We start from the raw sequence: 21539 nt of genomic DNA on the forward strand, positions 1-21539 counted from the left end.
GACCCATGAGATTCAGGGTGCCGATCGGTGACGAATTGCGGACGAGCCTGGGTGCGCCGAAGCGGGTGAAGTTGCTGGACAGCAGCCCGCGTTCGCGGGTGTGGCGGGTGGAGTTCGGCGGCGAGCGGGCGATCGTCAAGCGGATCACCGACGGGGGCGACAACCGGGACGGCGCGTCGGCGCGCTTCGCCCGCGAAGTGGCCGGGTTGCGGCTGGCCGAGCGGGGGCCGGTCGGGCCTCGGGTGCTGGCCACCGATCCCGACGCGTGCGTGATGGTGCTGGAATATCTGGACGACCTCGGGCGGACCGACGACTGGCTGCCCGGCTACGCCGAGGCGTTGGCCCGGCTGCATGCGCTCACCGGGCCGGCGGACGCGGGCGCGCTGCCGGCCTGGCGGGCACCGACCGCCGCCGATGCCGAGTCCTTCCTGCGGTTGGCCGCGACGCTGGAGGTACCGATCCCGGCGGGCGTGGCCGCCGAGTTGGCCGCCCTGCTGACCCGGCTCGACCCGACCGGGCGGTATGCGCTGTTGCACGGCGATCCGTGTCCGGGCAACGACCTGCGGACCGTCGACGGGGTGCGGTTCGTCGACTTCGAGCAGGCCGCGCTGGGCGACGGGCTGGTCGAATTGGCCTATCTGCGGATCGGGTTCCCCACGTGCTGGTGCGCGATGTCGCTGCCCGGACCGCAGGCGGCCGAGGTGGAGGCGGTCTACGCGGCGACCTGGCGGGCGCACACCGGCCGCGACCTGGACCCGGAGGCGTCCGTCGCCGACGCCTGCGCGGGCTGGCTGATCCGGGGCGACGCGCTGGTCGAGCGGGCGCACCGGGACAGCGTGGACCACCTGGACCGGGTGCCGGTGCAGGACTTCGAATGGGGCTACATCTCGGCCCGCGAGCGGCTGGTGCACCGGCTCGGCGTGGTGGCCGACACCGCGACCGAGCCGTTGCACGAACTGGGGCTGCTGGCACGGGAGTTGCGCGGCCGTCTGCTGGCGTCCTGGCCGGGACTGCGCCCGCTGCCGGGTCCGGACTCGCGTCCCTGGTGAGGAAACCTGCCCGGCTCGACGCTTGCACCACTACAGCTGAAGTACTATAACTGTAGTCATCTTGCTGAGCCGTCGTCCGGTTCGGAACGCGCCACGGAAAGAGACCGCATGCGAAAGCTCACCTACTTCATCGCCACCACCATCGACGGCTTCATCGCCGACAAGGACGGCGGCTACGACTTCTTCCCGGTCGGGGAGGATGTGGTGGCACACCTGGTCGCCGAGTATCCGGAGACGTTGCCGACACACCTCGCCCCGCACGTGGGGGTCGCTCCGGACACGGAGTTCCGGCACTTCGACACGGTCGTGATGGGTCGGGGCACCTACGAGCCCGGTATTCGGGAGGGGCTTCCCAATCCGTACGGCCATCTCCGGACCTATGTGGTCACCGAGACGATCACCGAGACCCTCGACCCCGCGGTGACCCTGATCGCCGGCGACCCGGTCGCCAAGGTGCGCGAGTTGAAGGCCGAACCGACCGGCAAGGGCATCTGGCTGGCCGGTGGGGGGCGCCTGGCAGGCAGCCTGATCGACGAGATCGACGAGTTGGTGATCAAGACCTATCCGGTCCTGATCGGCAGCGGGATACCCATGATGTCGGGCGTGTTCGGGGCACACGCGTTCACCCACACGGGTGGGACGGTGCTTGCCGGGGGGACGTCGGTGGCGACGTACAGTCGCACGTGAGGGCGAAGGCGTCGGCGGAGCGCGGTGCGATCGCCGGGTGGTTCACCCCGGCCGATCCCGCGTCCCGGTGGTCGTCGGGTCGGCGGTTCGTCCGGACGGCCTCTAGGTGAGCGGGAGTTCGAAGTCCACCACGCGGTGTGCGATGCGCAGGCCGGCGAAGGGCAGGGCCAGGCGGACGGCGCCCTCGGTGTCGCCGTCGAACTCGAACACGGCCAACTCGCGGACGTCGGGCCGCTCCCGGCGCAGCAGGTCCACCAGCGCGGCCACCAGTGCGCCGAGGATGTCGGGGGCGACGCCGGGGGCGGTGATCGCCTCGCCGGCGTTGAGGTACGCCAGGTCGTCGGCGACGTCGACGGTGAGTTCGGCGCCCTCCCCGATCAGCCCCACGAGCGGCGGCGGGAGGGTACGGGCGCGGATCGCGGGCAGGCCGCCCGGGGCCCACCAGCCGCGCGGGTCCACGGTCCAGATCCGGGCGATCTCGCCGGTGGCGCGGGCGGCGTCGCCTTCCGGACCGGTGTCGGTACCGCTCCAGTGCAGCATCGAGGCGCCGCCGGCGCGGGCCCGCCGGGCGGCTCGGCGGTACATCGATACGAAGGCGGCCCGCTCCTCGGAGGTGGCGCCGGGATCCGCGCCATAGGAGCCGTGGACCAGCCGACGGGCGAGCCGGTCGGCGCGCTCACCCTGGGCGGTGACACCCGCCTCGCCGTTCCCGTACAGGCTCAACCAGCCGAGCAGCCGCCCGCCACGGCGGGCGCGGACCGTGCCGATGCGGTCGCCGGGATCGCCGGCATCGGCGGAGGTGGTGACGTCGGCGGGCGCCGTCGGCGCCGGGAGTCCGGCGGCGGCGTACACCTCGGTCGCGGCCCGGAGGTCGGCACCCGGGTCACTGTCCCATTCGAGGGAAATGTCGCCCTTCATGGCCCCATCGTCCCTCGATCGACGCGGGCGTACCGGTTGCGACAGGCCGGGGACGGTCGGCGCGGCTGTGCGGTCGGGTCCGGTCAGCTCGGGCGGTCGAGGCGGCGGTGGATGCGGTGGATCCGGTGACGGGCTCGGCCGTCGTCGTCGATGCCGAGCCGGACGCGGCGTTCGAGGACGTACTCGACCGCCTCGGCGAGCGGTTGGTCCGGTGCCTTGCGCCACCGCTTCGGCCGCTTCACGTACAGGCGATCCGCGACGGCCTCGGCCCCGCCGGCGTCGCGCGCACCGGCCAGGGCGGCGAGCACCAGGTGCTCGTGGCGGCGGTTGGCGCTGCGGACCGCCGCCTTGTTGCGGCGGATGTTGCGCCGACTGCTCTTGTCGTTCTCGCCGTAACTGTTGCGCCGGTCCCTCAGGTAGCTCAGGCGTTTGCGCTCCTGCGGCGTCTGCCGATCCATCACGTCGCCTTTCCGTCGCCGCGTGCGTCGGGTTCGGGCGGTGACCTCGACCGCCGGTCCCGACGCTACGCAGGTCGGGCGCGGGCGGCGACGGATTTTCGGCGGGCCCGACCGGCGTGGCCGGGCCCGGGGTACGCGCCGACCGCGGGTACGCGCGGGCGGTGCGCGGTTATGCGTATGTGTGCAGGGCGGCCACGATCGCGGCGGCCAGGCGGTCGGGAGCGCCTTCGGCGTGGGACAGGAACAGGGACGGCTCGGTCAGTTCCAGTTCCAGCAGGGTCGGCGTGCCGTCGGCGGCGGGGACCAGGTCGACGCGCGCATAGAGCAGGGGGGAGATCGGGATCTCGGTCAGGACCCGGGCCCCGACCGCGAGTTCGGCGGCGGAGGGCTCGCGCGGCTCGATCGTCTCGGCCTTGTACAGGCCGTCGATCAACTCGCCGCCGCGGCCGTCGAGGATGGGGCCCTTGCGGATGGCGTGGCTGAAGACGCCGTCGAAGTAGACGAGCGCGGTCTCACCGACGGTGTCGACGGCCTCCAGGTACGGCTGGACCATGACGGTGCGGCCGTCGGCGAGCAGGGCGGTGGCGTGCCCGGCGGCGAGCGCGCGTTCCTCCGGGGAGGCCAGGTCGTAGCGCTCGGTGTCGCGCGACCCGGCGCTTATCGCCGGCTTGACCACGTGTACCCCGGAGGTGGGCAGCGTGACGGTCGAGTCGGGCTCCAGCCACATCGTCTCGACCACGGGCAGGCCGGCCCGGGTGAGGTCGCGCAGGTAGGTCTTGTCGGTGTTCCAGGCCACGACCGCCGCCGGGTTGGCCAGGCGCGGCACGCTCGCGACCCACTTCACGAACGCTTTGTGGTGCGACGGGTAGTCCCACACCGAGCGCAGCACCACGAGGTCGTACGCGTCCCAGTCCACCGTCGGGTCGCTCCACACGGCGCCCTCGGCGCGGATGCCGTGCGCGGCCAGCGGGGCGATGAGCAGACGGTCGTCCGGGTCGAGGTCGGGCAGCTCGGCGCAGGTGACGAGGGCGACGCGGGGTTCGATCATGGCGTCAGATTAACCGGACACCCTGATCGATGATCACACAAGTCGGGCGGTGTCTCGTGGGATGACTCGGCCGGGCGTGTGCTCGGGCCGGATCGGGCGCGGGCGTCGTGGGCGGTGATCGGCGCCGCGGTGTGGTCGTTCGACGGGCCGGCGCGTTTCGGGGCCGCCCCGGGGGTGAGAACGATGAGAGGGACAAGGCTTTGGGGGCACCGTGGTCGGTTCATCGGACACCGCGCCCTTCGGGCCGGCCGAGATCGTCGCCGTACGTCACGGCGAAAGCACGGCGAACGCCGCTTTCGCCGCGGCGGCGGCCCGCTCCGCCGCTCGCTCCGCCGCCGCCCGGTCCGCCGGCGTCGCGGCGGATCCGGCCGGCGGGTGGGAGGCGGAGGAGCCGGATGGGGACGGCGAGTTCGACCCGTCGCTGGTCGGGCGCGACGCCGACATCGCGCTCAGCGCGCGGGGCGAGGACCAGGCCGGCGCGGTCGGGCGGCGGCTCGCACTCAGGGGGGAGACCCCGGACGTGGTCCTGGTCTCGCCGTATCGCCGGGCCCGCTCGACGATGCGGATCATCGCCCGCGAAGCCGCCCGAGTGGGCCTGCTGTTGCCCCCGCCCCGCCGCGACGAGCGGTTGCGCGACCGGGAGATGGGCGTGCTGGAGCTGCGTACGGCCGCCGCCATCGAACGGCTTCACCCGGACGAGGCCGAGCGGCGGCGGCGGGTCGGCGACCTCTACTACCGTCCGCCCGGCGGCGAATCGTTGGCCGATGTCGCGCTGCGGTTGCGTACGCTGCTGGCCGATCTCCGGCACGAGGCGCCGGGCGCGCGTGTGCTGATCGTGGGGCACGACTCGACCGTCCTGATGCTCCGTTACGTCCTGGAGGGGCTGACCGAGACCGACGTCGACCGGTTGGTACGGACCGACCCGGTGGGCAACGCGTCCATTTCCCGCTGGCGGGTCCGGGACGGGCGGCTGCGGGGGATCCGCTACAACGACATGCGGCATCTCCGGGGGATCGACGTGCACTGAGGGCGGTCGGGCGGCGAGGTCGGGCCGGCTCGGGCGGGCAACGTGATGGCCGATATGCGCCGGCACCGGGTCGCGCCGAGCGGTTGCATCGGGGTGCGCGGTTCCGTCGCGGAATCGCCGTCGTCCTACCGCCCGTGCAGCCGGTGCCACCCGTGCCGTGTGTGCACGTCGAAAGTGGAGCTTTCTCGTGTCGACCGTCGTCCCCGGCCCGGGGAACCCTCATCCGCCTGCGCCGGGGCGTTCGCGGTGGGCGCTGCCGGTGCTGCTGAGCGCGGTACTCGTCACCACGCTCGACTTCTTCGTCGTCAACGCGGCGCTGCCCGCGATCGAACGTGACCTCGACGCGGGGGCCAGCGCGCTGCGGATGGTCGTCGCCGGCTACGGGCTGGCCTATGCCGCCGGGCTGATCACCGCCGCGCGACTGGGCGAACTCTACGGTCAGCGGCGGGTGTTTTTGGTCGGCGTGGCCCTTTTTACGGCCGCCTCGGCGGGTTGCGGGCTGGCCGCGGACGCGGCGGGCCTGGTCGGCTGCCGGATCGCGCAGGGCGGGGCGGCGGCGCTGATGGCGCCTCAGGTGCTGGTGCTGATCGGGGCGTTGTATCCGACGGGCGCCGAACGGGCGCGGGCGTTCGGGCGATATGGGGCGACGGTCGGGCTGGCGGGGGTGAGCGGTCAGGTGGTGGGCGGGCTGCTGATCGCCGCCGATCCGGTCGGACTCGGGTGGCGGGCCTGCTTCCTGGTCAATCTGCCGCTCGGGGTGGCGGCGCTGGTGCTGACGCCGCGTACGGTTCCGGCGCCGGGGCCGGCCGTCCGGAGTCGAGGGGCGCTCGATCCCGTGGGCGCGTTGCTGATCGCGGTGGGACTGGGCTGCGCGGCCTGGGCGTTGTTGCGGGGCGGCGCCGACGGGGGGTCGGTGTCGCGGCAACTGCCGTGGATCGTGGCGGCGATCGGGGCGACGGCGGTTTTGGTGCGGCAGCAGCGTGGGCGGGTGCGGGTCGGGCGGCGGCCGTTGGTGGACCCGACGGTGTTTCGGGAGCGGGGTTTTCCGGTGGGGGTGGCCGCGCTCGGGTTGTTGTTCGGGACCTCGGCAGGGTTGTCCACGATCCTGCCGCTTTACCTGCAACTCGGGTGTGGATACGGGCCGTTGGCGTCCGGTGCGGTGGCCGCGTCGATCAACGTCGGCTTTTTGGGCGCGGCGGCCGGGACCGGGCGGTGGTACGGCCGCTTCGGGGATCGGCTGCCGACCGCCGGGGCGCTGTTGCTGGCGGCGGGGATCGGGGTCGCCGGGTGCGCGTCGGCGACGGGGACGGTCGCGGTGTTGCCGATGGGGTTGCTGGTCGCCGGCGCCGGGATGGGTCTGGTGTTGGCTCCGTTGACCTCGGCGGTGCTCGTGGGGGTCGGTCCGGGGCGGGTGGCCGCCGCGTCCGGGGTGATCGGTACGGCGCAGGAGATGGGCGGCGTGCTCGGCGGTGCGCTCGCGACCTCGGTCTTCTTCGCCCTGCTCGGCGACGAACGGGCGGACTCCCGCTGGGAGATCGCCTTCCGCGGGAGCGTGGGAGTCCTGGTGCTGTTCGGTCTGGGGGTCGCCGCGCTCGCCGCCCTGCATCGTCGGCGCGGTGCGGCGTACTCCCGGACGGTGCCGGTGACCGGCCGCGTGCCGACCACCACGCGGGCCGAATCGCCGGGGCCCTGACGCCGCGCGGGGCGTTTCGTCGAGAGCCGGCGGCCGACGGCCGGGTACGGGGGAGTGGACCCGGCCGTCGGCGCCCTTCATACCCACGGGGTGGGGGGTGCGCCGTCGCGCATCGGGGGTGTCAGGTCCCCTCCCGCTCCCGTTCGGTGCCCTTTGGTTGCCCGGGTTCGAGGCCGGAAAACCGCTTCGGATCGAAGAGGTCGAACCCGGCCGGACCAGGCTGCCAACCGATCGCGCGGGCGACCATTCGAAGGCGATAGCGCCATTACCGAACAGAAACTTGACGCTGCGTCAGCAACCGGAACGGGAACCCCCGGGATCCGTTTCATCCCTGATCAGCCGCTTGATCACGGATGCGGTGGGGAGGGTGCGCGCCGGTCGCAACGGCCCCGGGCAGGTCCTCGATCGGCTCCCGGTCGGCGCTCGCTCGGCCTTTGCCGGCCCCCGGCCCGCCCCCACCCCGACTCACGTCCCCGGCAGCCGCTCCAGTGCCGCGATCAGGTCCGGGTAGCGGCGGGTCCGGGCGCCGCCGTCCACCCCGTACGTGCTGCCCGAGACGAAGCCCGCCTCGTCGGAGGCCAGGAACAGGACCACGGCGGCCACCTCCTCCGGTTCGGCGAAGCGGCCCAGCGGCGCGTTGGCCACGTACTCCTCGACCACGCCCGGGACATGCCACATGCCCGCGGTGGCCTGCGTGCGGATCAGGCCCGGCGCCACCGCGTTCACCCGGATGCCCGCCGGCCCCAACTCCAGCGCCGCCACCTCGGTCAGCGCGACCACGCCGGCCTTGGCCGCGCAGTACGCGGCCATGCCCCGGCCGGGCTGGACCGCGTTGAGCGAGGCCATGGTGACGATCGAGCCGCCCCCGCCGGGCCGGTCCCGCATCGCGCGGCCGGCGTGTTTGACGGTCAGGAACGCGCCGTTCAGACACAGGTCGACGACCCGGCGCCAGGCCGCGTAGTCGTGGTCGGCCAGTTCGGCCGCGGTGCCGCCGCCCGCGTTGGCCACCGCGATGTCCAGGCCGCCGAAGTCGTCCACGGCGGCCCGTACCAGCGCGGCCACGTCGTCCTCGACCGTCACGTCGCACAACCGGGTGCGGCAGCGCTCCGGGCCCAACTCCTCGGCGAGCGCGGCCAGTCCGTCCGCGTCCACGTCCCCGGCCAGCACCACGGCCCCCTCGGCCACGAACCGGCGCGCGACGGCCCGCCCGATGCCCGCCGCGGCGCCGGTCACCAGCGCGACCCTGCCCTCGATCCGACCTCCTCCGGCCGGCCCGGCTCCGTTCGTGCGCCCGCTCACGTCGAGGCCCCCTTCGTGCTCTCGTAGTCCTTCACGGCCCCGCCGACCGCCTGCGCCGTCTGGTCCCGCCAGGTCTCGGACAGGCCGACCTGCCAGTCCTGCGACGCGATCGGGCCGTGTGCCGCGCCGGTGAAGTACGGGATCACCTCGCGCGCGATCAGTTCGTACGACCGCCTGGTCGCCGCCGGGTCGGCGAAGTCTGCGCCCATGAACAGGTAGGTGCCGAAACCGCCGGACTTCTGCCACAACCGCTCGATCTGCCGAATCGCCATCTCCGGCGTGCCGCAGATGAACGAACCGGTCGCGTTGCCCCGATCGATGCGCTGCGCGAGTGGGGTGTCCGCGTCGAGCGGGACCGGCAGCACCTTGGCCTGGTAGTTCTGGATGCCTTCGAGGCCGTACGCGACCTCGCGGCGCGCCTGCTCCTCGGTCTCGGCGATGTGCATCATGCCCATCAGCCGCCACGCCGACCGGTCCATGGTCCGTCCGTGGCGCGCGGCCACCTCGTTCGCGATGCCCCAGTGCGAGCCGAGCGCGTCGAAGCCGCCCTCCTGGCTCGCGGCGATCGACAGCATGCCCGCGCCGAATCGGCCGGCGGTGCGCGGTCCGGCGGGGGAGAAGGTCGCGGCGACGGCGATTTCGAACGACGGGTGGGTGTACGGCCGCAGTTGCAGCCGGGCGTCGCGCAGAGTGAACCAGTCGCGCTCCCGGGTCACCGGCTCGCGGCCCGCGAGCAGGGCCACGATCGCCTCCAGGGATTCCTCCATCATGGCCCGCTGGCGCGCGGTGTCGATGCCGAGCATGTGCGCGTCGGAGGCGAGTTGGCCTGGACCGACGCCGAGCATGACCCGGCCGCGGGTGAGGTGGTCGAGCAGGACCATGCGGTCCGCGACGTGCAGCGGGTGGTGGTACGGCAGCGAGACCACGCCGGTGCCGAGGCGGATGTGTCGGGTTCGGGCCGCGGCGCTCGCGATGAACAGTTCGGGGGAGGCGACGATCTCCCAGCCGCCCGAGTGGTGCTCGCCGATCCACGCCTCGGCGTAGCCGAGCCGGTCCAGATGTTCGACCAGGGCCAGATCCTGTTCGAGCAGCAGGGTCGGATTGCGTCCCGCCTGATGGAACGGGGCCAGGAACACCCCGAACTTCAGCGGATCGCGCTCGCCGAGGGCCACCTGCCGAGCGATCTGCTGCGCTTCCGTGTGCGCCACTGCGACTCCTTGACTGGACGGGGTGGGAGCGGACGATCGGCCGGAAACCGATCGGCCGTCAACGTTCCATGACGCGATGCGCGAAGCAATAGGCGCACTATGCGAAAAGGGTGTCCCGAGTCGGGCGCCGGCCGGCGGGCCGGTCGGTCGCTCGATCGGGTACGGAGCGCCGCCTCGAGGCGCCACGGTGGTGACGGAGCCCGAAATGTATTGGCCCGTCCGGCGCCGAGCCGGTAGTAAGGGATGTCACCTCGGATCCACTCCGACCGCTCACCCCCGACCGCTCCACCCCGACCGCAGGACGAAGGACGCGCGCACGCCATGGGCTACATCGATGTCAACGCCATCTCATTCACCTTGCCGGATGGACGTGTGCTGCTCGATGACGTGAGCTTCCGGGTCGGCGACGGCAGCACCGTGGCGCTGATCGGCGCGAACGGCGCGGGCAAGACCACGCTGCTGCGGATCATCACGGGCGAGCTGAAACCGGACGGCGGCGCGGTGGCCCGCACGGGCGGGCTCGGCATCATGCCGCAGTTCGTCGGCCGGATCCGGGACGCGTCCACCGTGCGCGACCTGCTGGTCTCGCTGGCCCCGCCGCGGATCCGCGACGCGATGCGCGCCGTCGACGACGCCGAACTCGCGCTGATGGAGCACGACGACGAGAAGCACCAGATGCGCTACGCCGGCGCGCTGGCCGAGTTCGGGGACGCCGGCGGCTACGACATCGAGCCGGCGTGGGACCAGTGTTGCCAGGCGGCGCTCGGCACGACCTACGACATCGCCAAGTGGCGCGAGGTGCGCACGCTGTCCGGCGGCGAGCAGAAGCGGCTGGCCCTGGAGGCGCTGCTGCGCGGGCCGGACCAGGTACTGATCCTCGACGAGCCGGACAACTACCTCGACGTACCCGGCAAGCGCTGGCTGGAGCAGTCGCTGCGGGAGAGCCAGAAGTCGGTCCTGCTGGTATCGCACGACCGCGAACTGCTCGCCCGCGCGGCCGACCGCATCGTCACGATCGAACTCGGCGCGGCGGGCAACACGGTCTGGATTCACGGGGGTTCGTTCGCCACCTACCACGAGGCCCGGCGCGCGCGATTCGAGCGCTTCGAGGAGTTGGGCCGTCGGTGGGACGAAGAACACGCCAAGCTCAAGGCGTTGGTCCTGATGTACAAGACCAAGGCCGCGTACAACGACGGCCTGGCCTCGCGGTTGCAGGCGGCCCGGACCCGACTGCGCAAGTTCGAGGAGATCGGCCCGCCGCAGAACATCCCGCGCGAGCAGGACGTGAAGATGCGGTTGCGCGGATCGCGCACCGGCAAGCGTGCGGTGGTCGCGGAAGCGCTGGAACTGAGCGGTCTGATGAAGCCGTTCGACACGGAGATCTGGTATGGCGACCGGGTGGCGGTGCTCGGCTCGAACGGCTCGGGCAAGTCGCACTTCCTGCGACTCCTCGCGGCCGGCGGCACGGACCCGGAGGCCGAACACGAACCGGTCGGCGACGCGGTGATCGCGCCGGTCGCGCACACGGGTCGGGCCCGGCTCGGCGCGCGGGTGCGGCCCGGGTGGTTCGCGCAGACGCACGACCATCCGGAGTTCGCGGGCAAGACCCTGGTCGACATCCTCGGCCGGGGCGACGAACACCGCAGCGGCCTGGGCCGGGAGGGTGCGGCCAGGGTGCTCGACCGGTACGAGCTGGCCTATGGCGCGGAGCAGCCGTTCGACACCCTGTCCGGCGGCCAACAGGCCCGATTCCAGGTGCTGTTGCTCGAACTCTCCGGCGCCAACCTGCTGCTGCTCGACGAGCCGACGGACAACCTGGACCTGGTCTCGGCCGAGGCCCTCCAGGACGCCCTGGAGGCCTTCGACGGCACGGTCCTGGCCGTCACCCACGACCGCTGGTTCGCCTCGTCGTTCGACCGCTTCATGGTCTTCGGCCAGGACGGCCACGTCCGCGAAACCGACGGCCCGGTATGGGACGAGGGCCGCGTGGAACGCGCCCGAACCTGACCCGCCGGGTAAGCCGAGTCCCGGGTGGGGGTTCGGGGGAACCGGAATGACGGGGGTGGGTGGTCTGCCCTACGGTTCGGCGGATGCATCCTCACTTCGACGCGGCGAATGAAGCCAACGAGCCGGACGAGTCGAGCGCTGCGCGTGACGTGGTTGTTCGGTGTGCCGAGGACCGGGATACCCGGATATGTCTTCGGGACGCGTTCAGTCCGGACGACGAGGTTGCCGTCGCGCACTCCCCGGCGTCGCGACTGGTGAACTACACGGTCGAGTTGTGCGGGCCCGGGCTGGCCGCGCGCCTGGAGCGGGTGGTGGGCTGGAGTGGTGAGGCGACCGAGATCGACGGGTTTCTGACGGACCTCGCCCGGGACTTCGGCGGGTGGGACGGTGAGCGGACCTGGCGTACGGACGATCGGGATCTGACCGTTAGGGCGGTGTTCCGGTCGGGGGGCCGGGTCGAACTCACCTGGGAATTGCGGCCGTGGCGTAGCGCCGACGGCCGGTGGACGGCCGCGGCGACGACGGTGTTGGCGGCGGGGGAGCAGTTGTCGGTGCTGGCGGCCGATGTCAGGCACTTCCTCGCCGGCGCGGGAGGGTGACGGCGCCACGCTCGGCCGACACAAGCCGCCCGCCCGCACTCACCCGTGTTCGGCGAAGGCCGCCGTGATCGCCGCGTGGTCCGCGCCGGATGCGAGGAGCAGGCGCAGCAGTACGCGGGCCTTGTACGGGTCGAGCAGGCCGCCGTTGAGCAGGCCGCGGCGTTGCAGGTCGGTTTCCGAACCGATCGCGCCGTAGGTGTGGCGCAGCACGGGTCCGGCCCCCGTGCGCGAGGTCAGCACGACCGGGATGTGTTCGGCGAGCGCACCCAACGTCGGGGCGAGCGCCGACGAGACGTGGCCGACGCCGAATCCGGCCACCACCAGCCCCCGATGGCCGCCCGGAAGGCCCGCGAGCAGCGCGCCGTCGTCGTCGAACGTGGCCGGGTACAGCGCCACGCGGGCCGCGGCCAGCGCATCGGCCGAGGGCGTCGGCAGCGGGGTGTGTCGCGGGGGAGCGGTCAGGATCCGGACCCGCTCCTCGATCACCCGGCCCAGCGGCCCGGTGTCGGGCGAGGCGAACGCGCTCGTGCTGGTGCTGTGCGTCTTGCGGACCCGGCGCGCGGCGTGGATCTCGTCGCCCAGGACCACCAACGCGCCGAGCCCGCGCGCCGGTTCGGCCGCCGCGACCCGCACGGCGGCGAGCAGGTTGGCCGGCCCGTCGGGGCCCGCCAGGGTCGGGTTGCGCATCGCCCCGGTGAGGACGAACGGTTCCGGGTGCGGCCACACGAGGTCGACCAGGTAGGCGGTCTCCTCCAGGGTGTCGGTGCCCTGGGTGACCACGACGCCCGCCGCGCCCTCGGCGACCGCGCGCGATCCGGCGGCGACCACGTCGAGGATCCGGGCGAAGGTCAGGTCGGCGCTGGGTACGGCCCGCACGTCCTGTACGCGCAGCCGCACGCCCGACTCGGTCAGGCCGGGGACGGCGGCGGTCAGGTCGGCGCCGGTGAGCCGGTTCACCACCGGGCCGGCGGCGGATCCGTCGGTGCCCGCCATGGCGATCGTGCCCCCGAGTGTGAACAGCGCGACGTGCATCGGTCGGACCTTCCCGTGGATCACTGCGATGGACCCGGACACGGTATCCGCCCGATCCGAGGACCCGCCCGACCCGCCCGACCCGGGACCGGTGCCGGCGGAGGTCTCGGCGATCGAGGGCACACGTGAAACGACCCCGAGGGACGTATGTCCACTCGGGGTCGCCGGTTGCTCTTCGGTGCCGTCGTGCGACGGTGCCGCTCCTCGGGCCGGATTCGACATCGTGCGGTCGGGCCGGCCTGCGGGTCGGGGGTCATCGCCGCCGTCACCGGGTGAGCAGTTGCAGGTTCCGACGCATGCGCAGCGACTCGATCGCCGCGGCGCTCTGTACCGCCTCCTGCTGCACCTGCTCGGCCCGACGGGCCTTGGCGGCGGCGCGCCGGCTGCGCAGGGCCGCCACGACCATCCGGTCCCGACGGGCGACGGTGAGAAGCTCCTGCTGACGGTTCTTGTAAAGCTCGTACTCGATCACTGTGTCCACCTTCTGCTACTTCGACCCGGTCTCCCCGGCTCGTGGTAACAGCTTCGCGCCCCAGTGGGGGTCGGGGCATGAGGCGGATGCCGCATCTATCCGGGGATCCGTCGCCCCCCGGATACCTAAGCCGATCCGAGCCGGCCTAAGCCGACCCAAGGCGGTCTAAGGCGGTCTAAGGTCCCCCGAGGTCCTCTAAGGCGGGTCCGTCGAGGAACCCGCGACGACGCCCTGACCTGGGCATACGCGAGGTGGACGAGTTCCTCGGCCGCGGTCAGCGGATAAGGCCCCGGTTCCGCGCCGCGGCGAGCCATTGCGGGTACTGGCCCACGAGTCGCTCGAAGAGTTCGTCGTCGCTCAGGCTGTTCAGGTCGGCGACCGTGAAATAGGCCGTGTTGTCGAGGAAGCGGCCGGACAGGTCGTCCAGTTCGGCCAGGAACTCGAACTCGTCCGGTTCGCCGATGGCCATGAACTGCCAGAACACCGGCTCGTAGCCGGAGGAGCGGATGTGCTCGCGGGCCGCGTCCTCCTCGCTCGTCGCGCCGTCCGTCACGAACATCACGAACACCGGCGGCTCGGGCGGCGCGGTCGCGGGCAGCGGCGTCGATCGTGGGTCGCCGGAGCCGAAGTAGTACTCCCGCACCGCGCGCATCGCCTCGCCGTAGTCGGTCCACGGGCCCACGTCGGCCTCGGCGTACACGGTCGCCACCCGCCCCCGATAGTTGTCCAGGTCCATGCCGCCGAAGCGCCGGGCGAAGGCCGCGAACGGGAACACGTCCACCTCGCCGTCGTCGTCGAAGCGCAGCGCCAGCGACAACACCCGCTCGGCCAGCGCCTGTACCCGACCGCTCTCGTACATCTCGTCCATCGAGATGGACATGTCCAAGACCAGCGCGACGCGCGCGGTGTGCTCGGCCAGACCGTGCTTCTCCAGGCCGATCGCGGCCTTCTTGGTCAGCGAGAGCAGCGTGTCGTGGCCGTCGCGGGCGAGCCGCTTCTCCATCGAGATCAGCCGCTGCTTCTTGAGGTCGACCACGGGTGCCGAAGGCGCGGACTCCTCCGCTGCCACGCTGATTCCGAAGTCCGTGGCCAGGCCCGCCAGTCCGGAGTCGTAACCCTGCCCGACCGCGCGAAACCGCCACCCGCCGGCCCGCCGGTACACCTCGCCGAACACGAACGCCGTCTCCGTCGTGGCGTCGTCGATGTCGAACGAGACCACCGAGGCGCCGGTGGCCGCGTCGGTCAATTCCAGCCGCAGTCCCGGCACCCGACCGAACGCGCCGCCGTCCGCCGAGGCCGCCAGGATCACCGCCGCCAGGTCGTCGGGCGCCCGGTCCAGGTCGAGGGCCACGGTGTCGGAGCCGGGCCGTTTGCCCCGGTGGCCGACCGCGCCCGAGGGGTGGCCCGGCTGGTTGTAGAAGACCATGTCCGCGTCGCCGCCCACCCGGCGTTCGCCGTTCAGCAGGAGTGCCGACACGTCGACGTCCGGCACGCCCGGACCCGGTTGCCAGCTGAGGGTGGCGTGCAGATTCCCGGTCGACAGCGGGGCGTTCGCGCCCTTGGCGAGCTTCGTCATCCCCTCACCGTGCCACAGCGCCCGAGCTGCGGTGCGGTTCGGGCGAGTTCGGTACGGGCGGACCGGAACGATGCCGCCGGCACCGGCCGGGAGCCGGTCCGCCAGGATGGACCCATGGCGTCGATCGTGTTGGCATCGCTCACCGTGGACTGGATCCCCGTCGCGCATCGCATGGAGCTGATGCGCTGCGACGAGGTGCCCGCCGGCTACACCGTGACCACCGGCTTCGTGTTCGCCGTGGACGCGCTGGGGCGTACGTTGCTCACCCGGGTGGACCGGCCGGGACGTGGCTGGGAGGTGCCGGGTGGGCACCTGGATCCGGGCGAGACGCCGGCCCTGGCGGCCGCGCGGGAGCTGGCCGAGGAGACGGGGCTGCGCGTGGACGCGGGCCGGTTGACGTTGCTCGGCGGCCAGCGGATCACCCTGTCGGATCCGCCGCCGGCCGGCTATCGGTATCCGGCCCGGGCGTTCCAGGCCTTCCACGCCGTGCGGCTGCCGGACCCGGGCGCGCCCACCCGCCCGGAGCCGGGCTCGGAGTGCGGGGCGGCCGAGTGGGTCGGGCCGGCCGAGGTCGCCGCCCGCTGTCCCGGCGCCGCCTGGCTGCCGCTGCACGCGACGTTGTTCGGCTGACCGGGACCGATGCGTCGGACGGTCGGGCCGGGCCCACCCCCCGCCGCACCCCCGGGCCGAAACGGGCTAATCTGCACCGATGATCACCGTCTCCACCGCCAACGTGAACGGGCTGCGGGCCGCGGCCGGCAAGGGCTTCACCGAGTGGCTGGGTGCCACCGAGGCCGATGTGGTGTGCCTCCAGGAGGTACGGGCCACGCCCGACCAGCTCAGCGACGAGGTCCGCGACCCCGAGGGCTGGTACGCCTACTACGCGCCCGCCACCGCCAAGGGCCGGGCCGGCGTCGCGGTGTACAGCCGGATCCGGCCGAGCGCGGTCCGGATCGGCTTCGGGTCGGCCGAGTTCGACGCGTCCGGGCGGTGGATCGAGGTCGACCTGCCCAAGGTGACCGTGGCCAGCCTGTACCTGCCCACCGGCGAGGCGGATACGCCCAAGCAGGAGGAGAAGAACCGGTTCATGGCCGACCTGCTCGCGCACCTGAAGGTGATGCGCGCGACGGCCGCGATCGGCGGGCGCGAGTCGCTGGTGTGCGGGGACTGGAACATCGCGCACACCGAGCACGACATCAAGAACTGGAAGGGCAACGTCAAGAAGTCCGGGTTCCTGCCCGAGGAGCGGGCCTGGCTCACCGACCTGTTCGGCGCGGCCGACTGGCACGACGTGGTCCGCCGGATCCACCCCGAGGGCCCCGGGCCGTACTCGTGGTGGTCGTACCGGGGCAAGGCGTTCGACACCGACGCCGGGTGGCGGATCGACTACCACGTCGCGACCCCGGAACTGGCCGACGTGGCGCTCACGGCGGTGACCGAGCGGGCGGACAGCTACGACGCGCGCTGGTCCGATCACGCGCCGGTGACGGTGGCGTACGACATCTGAGCGGGGCGGGTCCGCGCGGCATTCGCGTGGGCCTGCCCGTCGACGTCCGCGCGGGCCGGCCCCTACGACATCCGTGCCGGCTCCGGGATCGGGTCGGGGTCCGTGCCGGGTGCGTTCGGCGTGTCGTGGAGCGTTTCGCGGCGCCGCCGCATGGCCTTCGTATGGCATTCGTCGCAGCACCACGGGGTGACCGGCATCGCCATCAACTCGGCCAGCCGGGCACGGGTCGTGTCGTCGGCCGGGGTGTAGACCATCATCCGGGTCTCCGGGACGTTCAGCTGCAACCGGGTGGCCGAGAGATCCAGCCGGCCCACCGCGACATGCAGGAGCCGCTTGATGTGCCGACTGCCCGAATTGACCTCGCGGCGAGCCCACAGTCGGGCGAACTCCGGGCTGGCGTCGGTCAGTCGGCTGACGAACGACTCCCACTCCGGCTCACCGACGTGCCGGGCGAACGCGGTCTGCAACTCGGCGACCATGCGCGGTTCCTCGAAGGCCCGGTCGATGAACGGATTGCACGTCTCCCGCGACGTGAACGTGGCCCAGATCGCGTTGCGTTCCTCGATCGGCATGTCGGCCATGCTCGGAAACAACCTGGAGTACGCGCCGTTCCAGGCCAACACGTCGTAGCGGGCGTTGTACACCGCCGCCGGATGCGGGACCAGCGTGTCCAGGATCTCCTGGATCTCCGCCGGCAGCGTCGCCCCCGGCGGCGGCGCGACCTCCCAGGGCACCTGCGCGAGGCGGTACAGGTGGGTGCGTTCGGCCGGGTCCAGACCCAGGGTGCGCGCGACCGCGTCCAGCACCTGGATGCTCGCGTTGATCGGCCGACCCTGTTCGAGCCAGGTGTACCAGGTCACCCCCACCCCGGCGAGCAGCGCCACCTCCTCGCGGCGCAGCCCCGGCGTGCGTCGGCGCAGGCCCGGGGGCAGGCCGACCTCCTCCGGGGTGCGGCGCTCGCGCCGACTGCGCAGGAACGCGCCCAACTCGGTGCGCCGGCTGGCGGTGTTGGTGCTCATGCGGCCATCCTCGCCGCTCTCCCGCCGGGCTGCCAGGTGCTCTCGGTACCAGGATCGACAGGCTCTCGGCAACAGGATCGCCGCCCCCGCACGCTCCTTGCATGACCACGACAACTGCCGCGCCGGCCACGGCGCGGCGCGCCCATCCGCTCCTGCTGACGGCGTTGCTCACCGCACAGTTCATGGCCCTGCTCGACACGTCGGTCGTCAACGTCGCCGGCCCCACCATCCGTACCGATCTGGACACCAGCGGCGCGGGTCTGCAACTGGTCGTCTCCGGCTACACCATCGTCTACGCGATGCTCATCGTCACCGGCTCCCGGCTCGGCGGGCGGCACGGTTTCCGCCGGGTCTTCGGCGTCGGCCTGGTCGTCTTCACCGCCGCGTCGCTGGCGTGCGGGCTCGCCTGGGACGACACGTCGCTGATCGCGGCCCGCGCCGTCCAGGGCGGCGGCGCCGCGCTGATGGTGCCCCAAGTGCTCAATCTGATCCAGGCGACCTACGCCGGGGCCGACCGGGCCCGGGCGATGGGGCGCTACGCCGCGACCATCGCCGGCGGCATGGTCGCCGGGCAGGTGCTCGGCGGACTCCTGGTCAGCGCCGACCTGTTCGGGCTGTCCTGGCGGCCGGTGTTCCTGATCAACATCCCGGTCGGGATCGTGCTGTACGTGCTCGCGCGGCGGGTGCTGCCCGACGGCGGGATCCCCTCGGCGCGCGGCCTGGACCTGCCCGGTCTGGCCCTGCTCGCCCCCGCCCTGCTGGCCCTGGTCGTCCCGCTGGTGATGGGGCACGAGTTGGACTGGCCGACCTGGGGGTGGGTGAGCCTGGCCGGGTGCGTCGTGTTGTTCGTGCTGTTCGGCTTCGTCGAACGGCGCGCGTCGCATCCGCTGATTCCGGCGTCGTTGTTGCGAGTGCCCGGGGTGCTGCCGGGGGCGGTGACGCTGCTGCTCGCGATGACGGCGTTCGGCGGGTTGATGTTCTCCACCGCGCTGTACGTCCAGGGCGGCCTGGGCTACTCGGCGCTGGAGGCGGGGCTGACCTTCATCCCGGCCTCGCTGGTGTTCGCGACGGTGTCGCTGCGTTGGCAGGTGTTGCCCGCCGCGTGGCATCCGCGGTTGCCGATGATCGGGATGCCGATCGGCGCGCTCGGCTTCGCGGCCAACGCGTGGACGTTCCGCACCGGGCAACCGCTGCCGGTGCTGCTCGCCACGATGGCGGCGGGCAGTTTCGGTCTTGGCGTGGCGTACAGCCCGGTGATGACGCTGGCGCTGCGCCGGGTGCCGCTGCCGCAGGCGTCGGACGCGTCCGGCCTGATGGTGACGATGATCCAGCTCGGCCAGGTGCTCGGGGTGGCCGTGTTCGGCACCCTGTACCTGTCGGTCGGCGGCGACTTCCACCACGCGGGCGAGGTGACGGCGTTGTGGATCGCGGCGACGGTGTTGGTCACCACCGTGCCGGCGGCGCGACTGCGTCGGTGAGGTTCGGGGGCCGCGGGGGTGCCCCCGGTGTTCGTCGACGAGGTCGGGGCCGCGGCGGGTGCTATCCGGTGTTCGCCGCGGCCTCCGCCGCGTCCTGGGCGGCCAGGACGCGGTGGCCGTATTCGAGGGACCACTCGCCCAGCGCCCGGAACGGGACCAGGAGGGATTCGCCCAGGTCGGTCAGCGCGTACTCGACGCGCGGTGGCGCCTCGGCATAGGTACGGCGCTCGACCAGGCCGTGGTATTCGAGCCGGCGCAACGTCTCGGTGAGGACCTTCGCGCTGATCCCGCCGATCCGCGCGGCCAGCGCGCCCGGGCGCATCGGGCCGTCGGCCAGCGCGTAGACGACCACGCTGTTCCAGCGGTTGGTGAGCAGGTCGAAGGCGACGCGGGCGCGGCAGTCGGCGACGTACTCGCCTTCGTGCTCGGTCATGGCACCCATTCTCACCCGGCCGTCACTTACCGAACGGTGTGCATCGGCGCGCCTAGCGTCGTGGAGTCGGAAAGACATACGTCGTGGGTCGTATGGGAGAAGTGCGATGCGAATCGGAATATTGGGCGCGGGCAACATGGCGGCGGCGCTGGGGGCCAAGTGGGTCGGGGCCGGGCATGACGTGCTGGTCGGGGCCCGGTCGGCGGAGCGGGCCGCGGCGCTCGCCGAGCGGATCGGGGCGCGGGCGGGCACGTTCGCGAAGGCCGCCGGGCATGGGGAGGCGGTGCTGGTGGCGGTCGGGCACGCGGCGGTCGGGGAGGTGGTCCCGCCGCTGGCGCCGAGCCTGATCGGCAAGGCCCTCCTCGACTGCTCGAACCCGATCGTCCCCGGACCGGGCGGCCTGATGTTGACCACGGACGGCGGCCCGGCGGCGGCCGACGCGCTCGCGGCGGCGGCCCCCGGGGCGCACGTGGTCAAGGCATTCCACCTGGGCGCGGCCGAGGTGTGGGCGGGCCCGCACGCCACCGGCCTCGGCGTACCGCTGTGCGGTGACGACCCGACGGCACTGGCCGTGGCACAGACCCTGGTCGCCGACATCGGATCGGTACCGCTGCCGGTCGGCGGCCTGGACCGGGCGGGCTACCTGGAGGCGACCGCGGCGATCGTGATCGGTATGTGGTTCGCGGGCCAGGACCCGAGGACGATGTTGCCGCTGTTGGAGAACGCCCACGGGTAGACCGATCCCGTGCCTCTCGGTCGGTATTCCGGTCTCTTCGGCCGGGTCCCGGCTAGGGTTTGCCGTGTCAGGGACCGGCCCCCCGAAGGGACGTGAACGACATGCTGGTGATCCGAGCCGCACGCGCCTTCGACGGCGAACACGCACTGCCCGGGCCGGTGTCGGTCTTCGTCGCGGACGGTCGGATCGTCGCACTGGAGCCGGGCGAGGCCCACGTGCCGGACGGCTGGGAGGTGGTCGACCACCCCACGGCGACCATCCTTCCCGGCCTGTTCGACCTGCACAGCCACCTCGGCGGCGACGGTCGTGACGGCGCGCTCGACCGGTTGCCCGAGTACTCCGCCGCCGAACTCGACGCCGTGATCGACGACTCGCTGCGGCGCGAACTGGCCGTCGGGGTGACCGTGGTGCGCGATCTCGGCGACCGCGACTGGTCGGTGCTGCGGCGGCGCGATCGGGCGCCGGACGGACGGGCCGTGCCGACGATCCTGGCCGCGGGGCCGCCGATCACCAGCGCCGGGGGCCACTGTTGGCGATTCGGTACCCAGGCCGGCGGGCCGGAGCAACTGCGCGCGGCGGTGCGCGAGCGGGCCGAGCGCGGGGCGGACGTGGTCAAGGTGATGGGCAGCGGCGGCACGATGACCCCGGGCACCGATTTGATGCACTGTCAGTTCACCGAGGCGGAGCTGCGCCTGATCGTGGACGAGGCACACGCCGCCGGCTTGCCGGTGACGGTGCACGCGCACAACCTGCCCGCCGTCGAACAGGCCCTCGCCGCGCACGCCGACGGGATCGAGCACCTGACCTGCCTGACCGAGCAGGGCGTGCGGATCTCCGACGACCTGCTGGACCGACTCGCGGCCCGGGGCATCCCCGTGTGCCCCACGCTCGGAACCGACCCCGAAGCGCTCCCGCCGCCGGCGGCCAGGGAGTTGCTGGAGCGCATCGGAGCGACCAGGGAGGTCCGGCTCGCCCATGTGGCCCGCACCCACCGCGCCGGGGTCCGCATCGTCTCCGGAGCGGACTCGGGAATCAGCGCCGCCAAGCCGCACGGAAGCCTGCCGGCGGCCGTCGCCGACCTGGTCTTTGGCGGCGTCGCGGCGACCGACGCCCTCGCGTCCGCCACCTCCCTCGCCGCCGACGCGGTGGGCCTCGGCACCCGCAAGGGCCGCCTCCGCGCGGGCCACGACGCCGACCTGCTGCTGTGCGAGGGCGACCCCGTCAGCCACATCGAGGCACTCACCGCCGTCAGGGCGGTCATGGTCGGCGGGACCTGGGCGGACCTGGCCTAGG

21 protein-coding genes are annotated in these 21539 nt (G+C 72.7%); 11 read left to right on the forward strand and 10 right to left on the reverse strand.

Annotated features, from left to right (window positions below):
* The first annotated feature begins 5 nt into the window (after positions 1-5).
* On the forward strand, positions 6-1049 hold the full coding sequence (locus ACWGR4_RS07245) for a phosphotransferase (RefSeq protein ID WP_380001600.1): 1044 nt from the start codon (positions 6-8) through the stop codon (positions 1047-1049).
* A gap of 108 nt (positions 1050-1157) precedes the next feature.
* Positions 1158-1736 carry a dihydrofolate reductase family protein gene (locus ACWGR4_RS07250; protein ID WP_380001602.1) on the forward strand — a complete coding sequence of 193 codons (579 nt, stop codon included), beginning with the start codon at positions 1158-1160 and terminating at the stop codon, positions 1734-1736.
* Positions 1737-1838: 102 nt separating this feature from the next.
* On the opposite strand, the gene ACWGR4_RS07255 is transcribed toward ACWGR4_RS07250, so the two are convergent.
* The 3 genes from ACWGR4_RS07255 to ACWGR4_RS07265 form a co-directional block, all read right to left on the reverse strand.
* On the reverse strand, positions 1839-2654 hold the full coding sequence (locus tag ACWGR4_RS07255) for a hypothetical protein (protein WP_452128556.1): 816 nt from the start codon (positions 2652-2654) through the stop codon (positions 1839-1841).
* Positions 2655-2737: 83 nt separating this feature from the next.
* Positions 2738-3112, reverse strand: a complete 375-nt coding sequence (locus ACWGR4_RS07260; protein WP_452128555.1) for a hypothetical protein — start codon at positions 3110-3112, stop codon at positions 2738-2740.
* Between the two features lie 169 nt (positions 3113-3281).
* Positions 3282-4160 carry an ATP-grasp domain-containing protein gene (locus ACWGR4_RS07265; RefSeq protein WP_452128554.1) on the reverse strand — a complete coding sequence of 293 codons (879 nt, stop codon included), beginning with the start codon at positions 4158-4160 and terminating at the stop codon, positions 3282-3284.
* A 211-nt stretch (positions 4161-4371) separates the two neighbouring features.
* On the opposite strand from ACWGR4_RS07265, the gene ACWGR4_RS07270 reads away from it, so the two are divergent.
* Entirely contained in the window at positions 4372-5187 is an 816-nt protein-coding gene (locus ACWGR4_RS07270; protein ID WP_452128553.1) for a histidine phosphatase family protein, read from the forward strand.
* A 187-nt stretch (positions 5188-5374) separates the two neighbouring features.
* On the forward strand, positions 5375-6880 hold the full coding sequence (locus ACWGR4_RS07275; RefSeq protein WP_452128552.1) for an MFS transporter: 1506 nt from the start codon (positions 5375-5377) through the stop codon (positions 6878-6880).
* A 465-nt stretch (positions 6881-7345) separates the two neighbouring features.
* Here the strand turns inward: ACWGR4_RS07275 and ACWGR4_RS07280 are convergent, their stop codons facing one another.
* Entirely contained in the window at positions 7346-8179 is an 834-nt protein-coding gene (locus ACWGR4_RS07280; RefSeq protein WP_452128551.1) for an SDR family NAD(P)-dependent oxidoreductase, read from the reverse strand.
* Positions 8176-9387 (reverse strand): LLM class flavin-dependent oxidoreductase, encoded by a 1212-nt coding sequence (locus ACWGR4_RS07285; protein ID WP_452128550.1) that lies wholly within the window; start codon positions 9385-9387, stop codon positions 8176-8178. The genes ACWGR4_RS07280 and ACWGR4_RS07285 overlap by 4 nt, the downstream gene beginning before the upstream one ends.
* 321 nt (positions 9388-9708) lie before the next feature.
* Between ACWGR4_RS07285 and ACWGR4_RS07290 the strand changes: the two genes are divergently transcribed.
* Complete coding sequence (locus ACWGR4_RS07290; RefSeq protein ID WP_452128549.1) at positions 9709-11394, forward strand: ABC-F family ATP-binding cassette domain-containing protein; 1686 nt, start codon at positions 9709-9711, stop codon at positions 11392-11394.
* 83 nt (positions 11395-11477) lie between these two features.
* The gene (locus ACWGR4_RS07295) at positions 11478-11993 is read left to right on the forward strand and encodes a DUF6228 family protein (protein ID WP_452128548.1); all 516 of its coding nucleotides are present in this window, start codon (positions 11478-11480) and stop codon (positions 11991-11993) included.
* 39 nt (positions 11994-12032) lie between these two features.
* Here ACWGR4_RS07295 and ACWGR4_RS07300 read toward each other — a convergent pair whose 3' ends face one another.
* The 3 genes from ACWGR4_RS07300 to ACWGR4_RS07310 form a co-directional block, all read right to left on the reverse strand.
* A complete protein-coding gene (locus ACWGR4_RS07300) occupies positions 12033-13025 on the reverse strand; it encodes an asparaginase (protein ID WP_452128547.1) in 993 nt (330 codons plus the stop codon).
* 265 nt (positions 13026-13290) lie between these two features.
* Positions 13291-13506: a hypothetical protein gene (locus ACWGR4_RS07305; RefSeq protein ID WP_452134185.1), complete on the reverse strand. Its 216-nt coding sequence runs from the start codon at positions 13504-13506 to the stop codon at positions 13291-13293.
* Positions 13507-13771: 265 nt separating this feature from the next.
* On the reverse strand, positions 13772-15073 hold the full coding sequence (locus ACWGR4_RS07310; protein ID WP_452128545.1) for a VWA domain-containing protein: 1302 nt from the start codon (positions 15071-15073) through the stop codon (positions 13772-13774).
* A gap of 114 nt (positions 15074-15187) precedes the next feature.
* On the opposite strand from ACWGR4_RS07310, the gene ACWGR4_RS07315 reads away from it, so the two are divergent.
* Positions 15188-15703, forward strand: coding sequence for an NUDIX domain-containing protein (locus ACWGR4_RS07315; RefSeq protein ID WP_452128544.1), 516 nt, complete (start codon positions 15188-15190; stop codon positions 15701-15703).
* A 79-nt stretch (positions 15704-15782) separates the two neighbouring features.
* The gene (locus ACWGR4_RS07320; RefSeq protein ID WP_380001634.1) at positions 15783-16580 is read left to right on the forward strand and encodes an exodeoxyribonuclease III; all 798 of its coding nucleotides are present in this window, start codon (positions 15783-15785) and stop codon (positions 16578-16580) included.
* 62 nt (positions 16581-16642) lie between these two features.
* On the opposite strand, the gene ACWGR4_RS07325 is transcribed toward ACWGR4_RS07320, so the two are convergent.
* Positions 16643-17599 carry a helix-turn-helix transcriptional regulator gene (locus ACWGR4_RS07325; RefSeq protein WP_380001636.1) on the reverse strand — a complete coding sequence of 319 codons (957 nt, stop codon included), beginning with the start codon at positions 17597-17599 and terminating at the stop codon, positions 16643-16645.
* Positions 17600-17700: 101 nt separating this feature from the next.
* On the opposite strand from ACWGR4_RS07325, the gene ACWGR4_RS07330 reads away from it, so the two are divergent.
* Positions 17701-19077, forward strand: coding sequence for an MFS transporter (locus tag ACWGR4_RS07330; protein ID WP_380001638.1), 1377 nt, complete (start codon positions 17701-17703; stop codon positions 19075-19077).
* Between the two features lie 61 nt (positions 19078-19138).
* Here the strand turns inward: ACWGR4_RS07330 and ACWGR4_RS07335 are convergent, their stop codons facing one another.
* A complete protein-coding gene (locus ACWGR4_RS07335; protein ID WP_380001640.1) occupies positions 19139-19510 on the reverse strand; it encodes a winged helix-turn-helix transcriptional regulator in 372 nt (123 codons plus the stop codon).
* A 106-nt stretch (positions 19511-19616) separates the two neighbouring features.
* Here ACWGR4_RS07335 and ACWGR4_RS07340 point away from each other — a divergent pair, with 106 nt between their 5' ends.
* Together ACWGR4_RS07340 and ACWGR4_RS07345 are read left to right on the forward strand one after the other, a co-directional pair.
* Positions 19617-20246: an NADPH-dependent F420 reductase gene (locus ACWGR4_RS07340; RefSeq protein WP_380001642.1), complete on the forward strand. Its 630-nt coding sequence runs from the start codon at positions 19617-19619 to the stop codon at positions 20244-20246.
* 101 nt (positions 20247-20347) lie between these two features.
* Positions 20348-21538: an amidohydrolase family protein gene (locus tag ACWGR4_RS07345; RefSeq protein ID WP_452128543.1), complete on the forward strand. Its 1191-nt coding sequence runs from the start codon at positions 20348-20350 to the stop codon at positions 21536-21538.
* The last annotated feature ends 1 nt before the right edge of the window (position 21539 follow it).

The organism is Embleya sp. NPDC055664, from assembly GCF_053618075.1.

What these genes read in the sequence shown, in the direction of transcription:
- ACWGR4_RS07260 (WP_452128555.1), bottom strand. Translation starts at nt 3,112, where the DNA reads ATGGATCGGCAGACGCCGCAGGAGCGCAAACGCCTGAGCTACCTGAGG.
- ACWGR4_RS07255 (WP_452128556.1), bottom strand. Translation starts at nt 2,654, where the DNA reads ATGAAGGGCGACATTTCCCTCGAATGGGACAGTGACCCGGGTGCCGAC.
- ACWGR4_RS07340 (WP_380001642.1), top strand. Translation starts at nt 19,617, where the DNA reads ATGCGAATCGGAATATTGGGCGCGGGCAACATGGCGGCGGCGCTGGGG.
- ACWGR4_RS07300 (WP_452128547.1), bottom strand. Translation starts at nt 13,025, where the DNA reads ATGCACGTCGCGCTGTTCACACTCGGGGGCACGATCGCCATGGCGGGC.
- ACWGR4_RS07345 (WP_452128543.1), top strand. Translation starts at nt 20,348, where the DNA reads ATGCTGGTGATCCGAGCCGCACGCGCCTTCGACGGCGAACACGCACTG.
- ACWGR4_RS07290 (WP_452128549.1), top strand. Translation starts at nt 9,709, where the DNA reads ATGGGCTACATCGATGTCAACGCCATCTCATTCACCTTGCCGGATGGA.
- ACWGR4_RS07310 (WP_452128545.1), bottom strand. Translation starts at nt 15,073, where the DNA reads ATGACGAAGCTCGCCAAGGGCGCGAACGCCCCGCTGTCGACCGGGAAT.
- ACWGR4_RS07245 (WP_380001600.1), top strand. Translation starts at nt 6, where the DNA reads ATGAGATTCAGGGTGCCGATCGGTGACGAATTGCGGACGAGCCTGGGT.
- ACWGR4_RS07295 (WP_452128548.1), top strand. Translation starts at nt 11,478, where the DNA reads ATGCATCCTCACTTCGACGCGGCGAATGAAGCCAACGAGCCGGACGAG.
- ACWGR4_RS07265 (WP_452128554.1), bottom strand. Translation starts at nt 4,160, where the DNA reads ATGATCGAACCCCGCGTCGCCCTCGTCACCTGCGCCGAGCTGCCCGAC.
- ACWGR4_RS07315 (WP_452128544.1), top strand. Translation starts at nt 15,188, where the DNA reads ATGGCGTCGATCGTGTTGGCATCGCTCACCGTGGACTGGATCCCCGTC.
- ACWGR4_RS07335 (WP_380001640.1), bottom strand. Translation starts at nt 19,510, where the DNA reads ATGACCGAGCACGAAGGCGAGTACGTCGCCGACTGCCGCGCCCGCGTC.
- ACWGR4_RS07325 (WP_380001636.1), bottom strand. Translation starts at nt 17,599, where the DNA reads ATGAGCACCAACACCGCCAGCCGGCGCACCGAGTTGGGCGCGTTCCTG.
- ACWGR4_RS07250 (WP_380001602.1), top strand. Translation starts at nt 1,158, where the DNA reads ATGCGAAAGCTCACCTACTTCATCGCCACCACCATCGACGGCTTCATC.
- ACWGR4_RS07320 (WP_380001634.1), top strand. Translation starts at nt 15,783, where the DNA reads ATGATCACCGTCTCCACCGCCAACGTGAACGGGCTGCGGGCCGCGGCC.
- ACWGR4_RS07330 (WP_380001638.1), top strand. Translation starts at nt 17,701, where the DNA reads ATGACCACGACAACTGCCGCGCCGGCCACGGCGCGGCGCGCCCATCCG.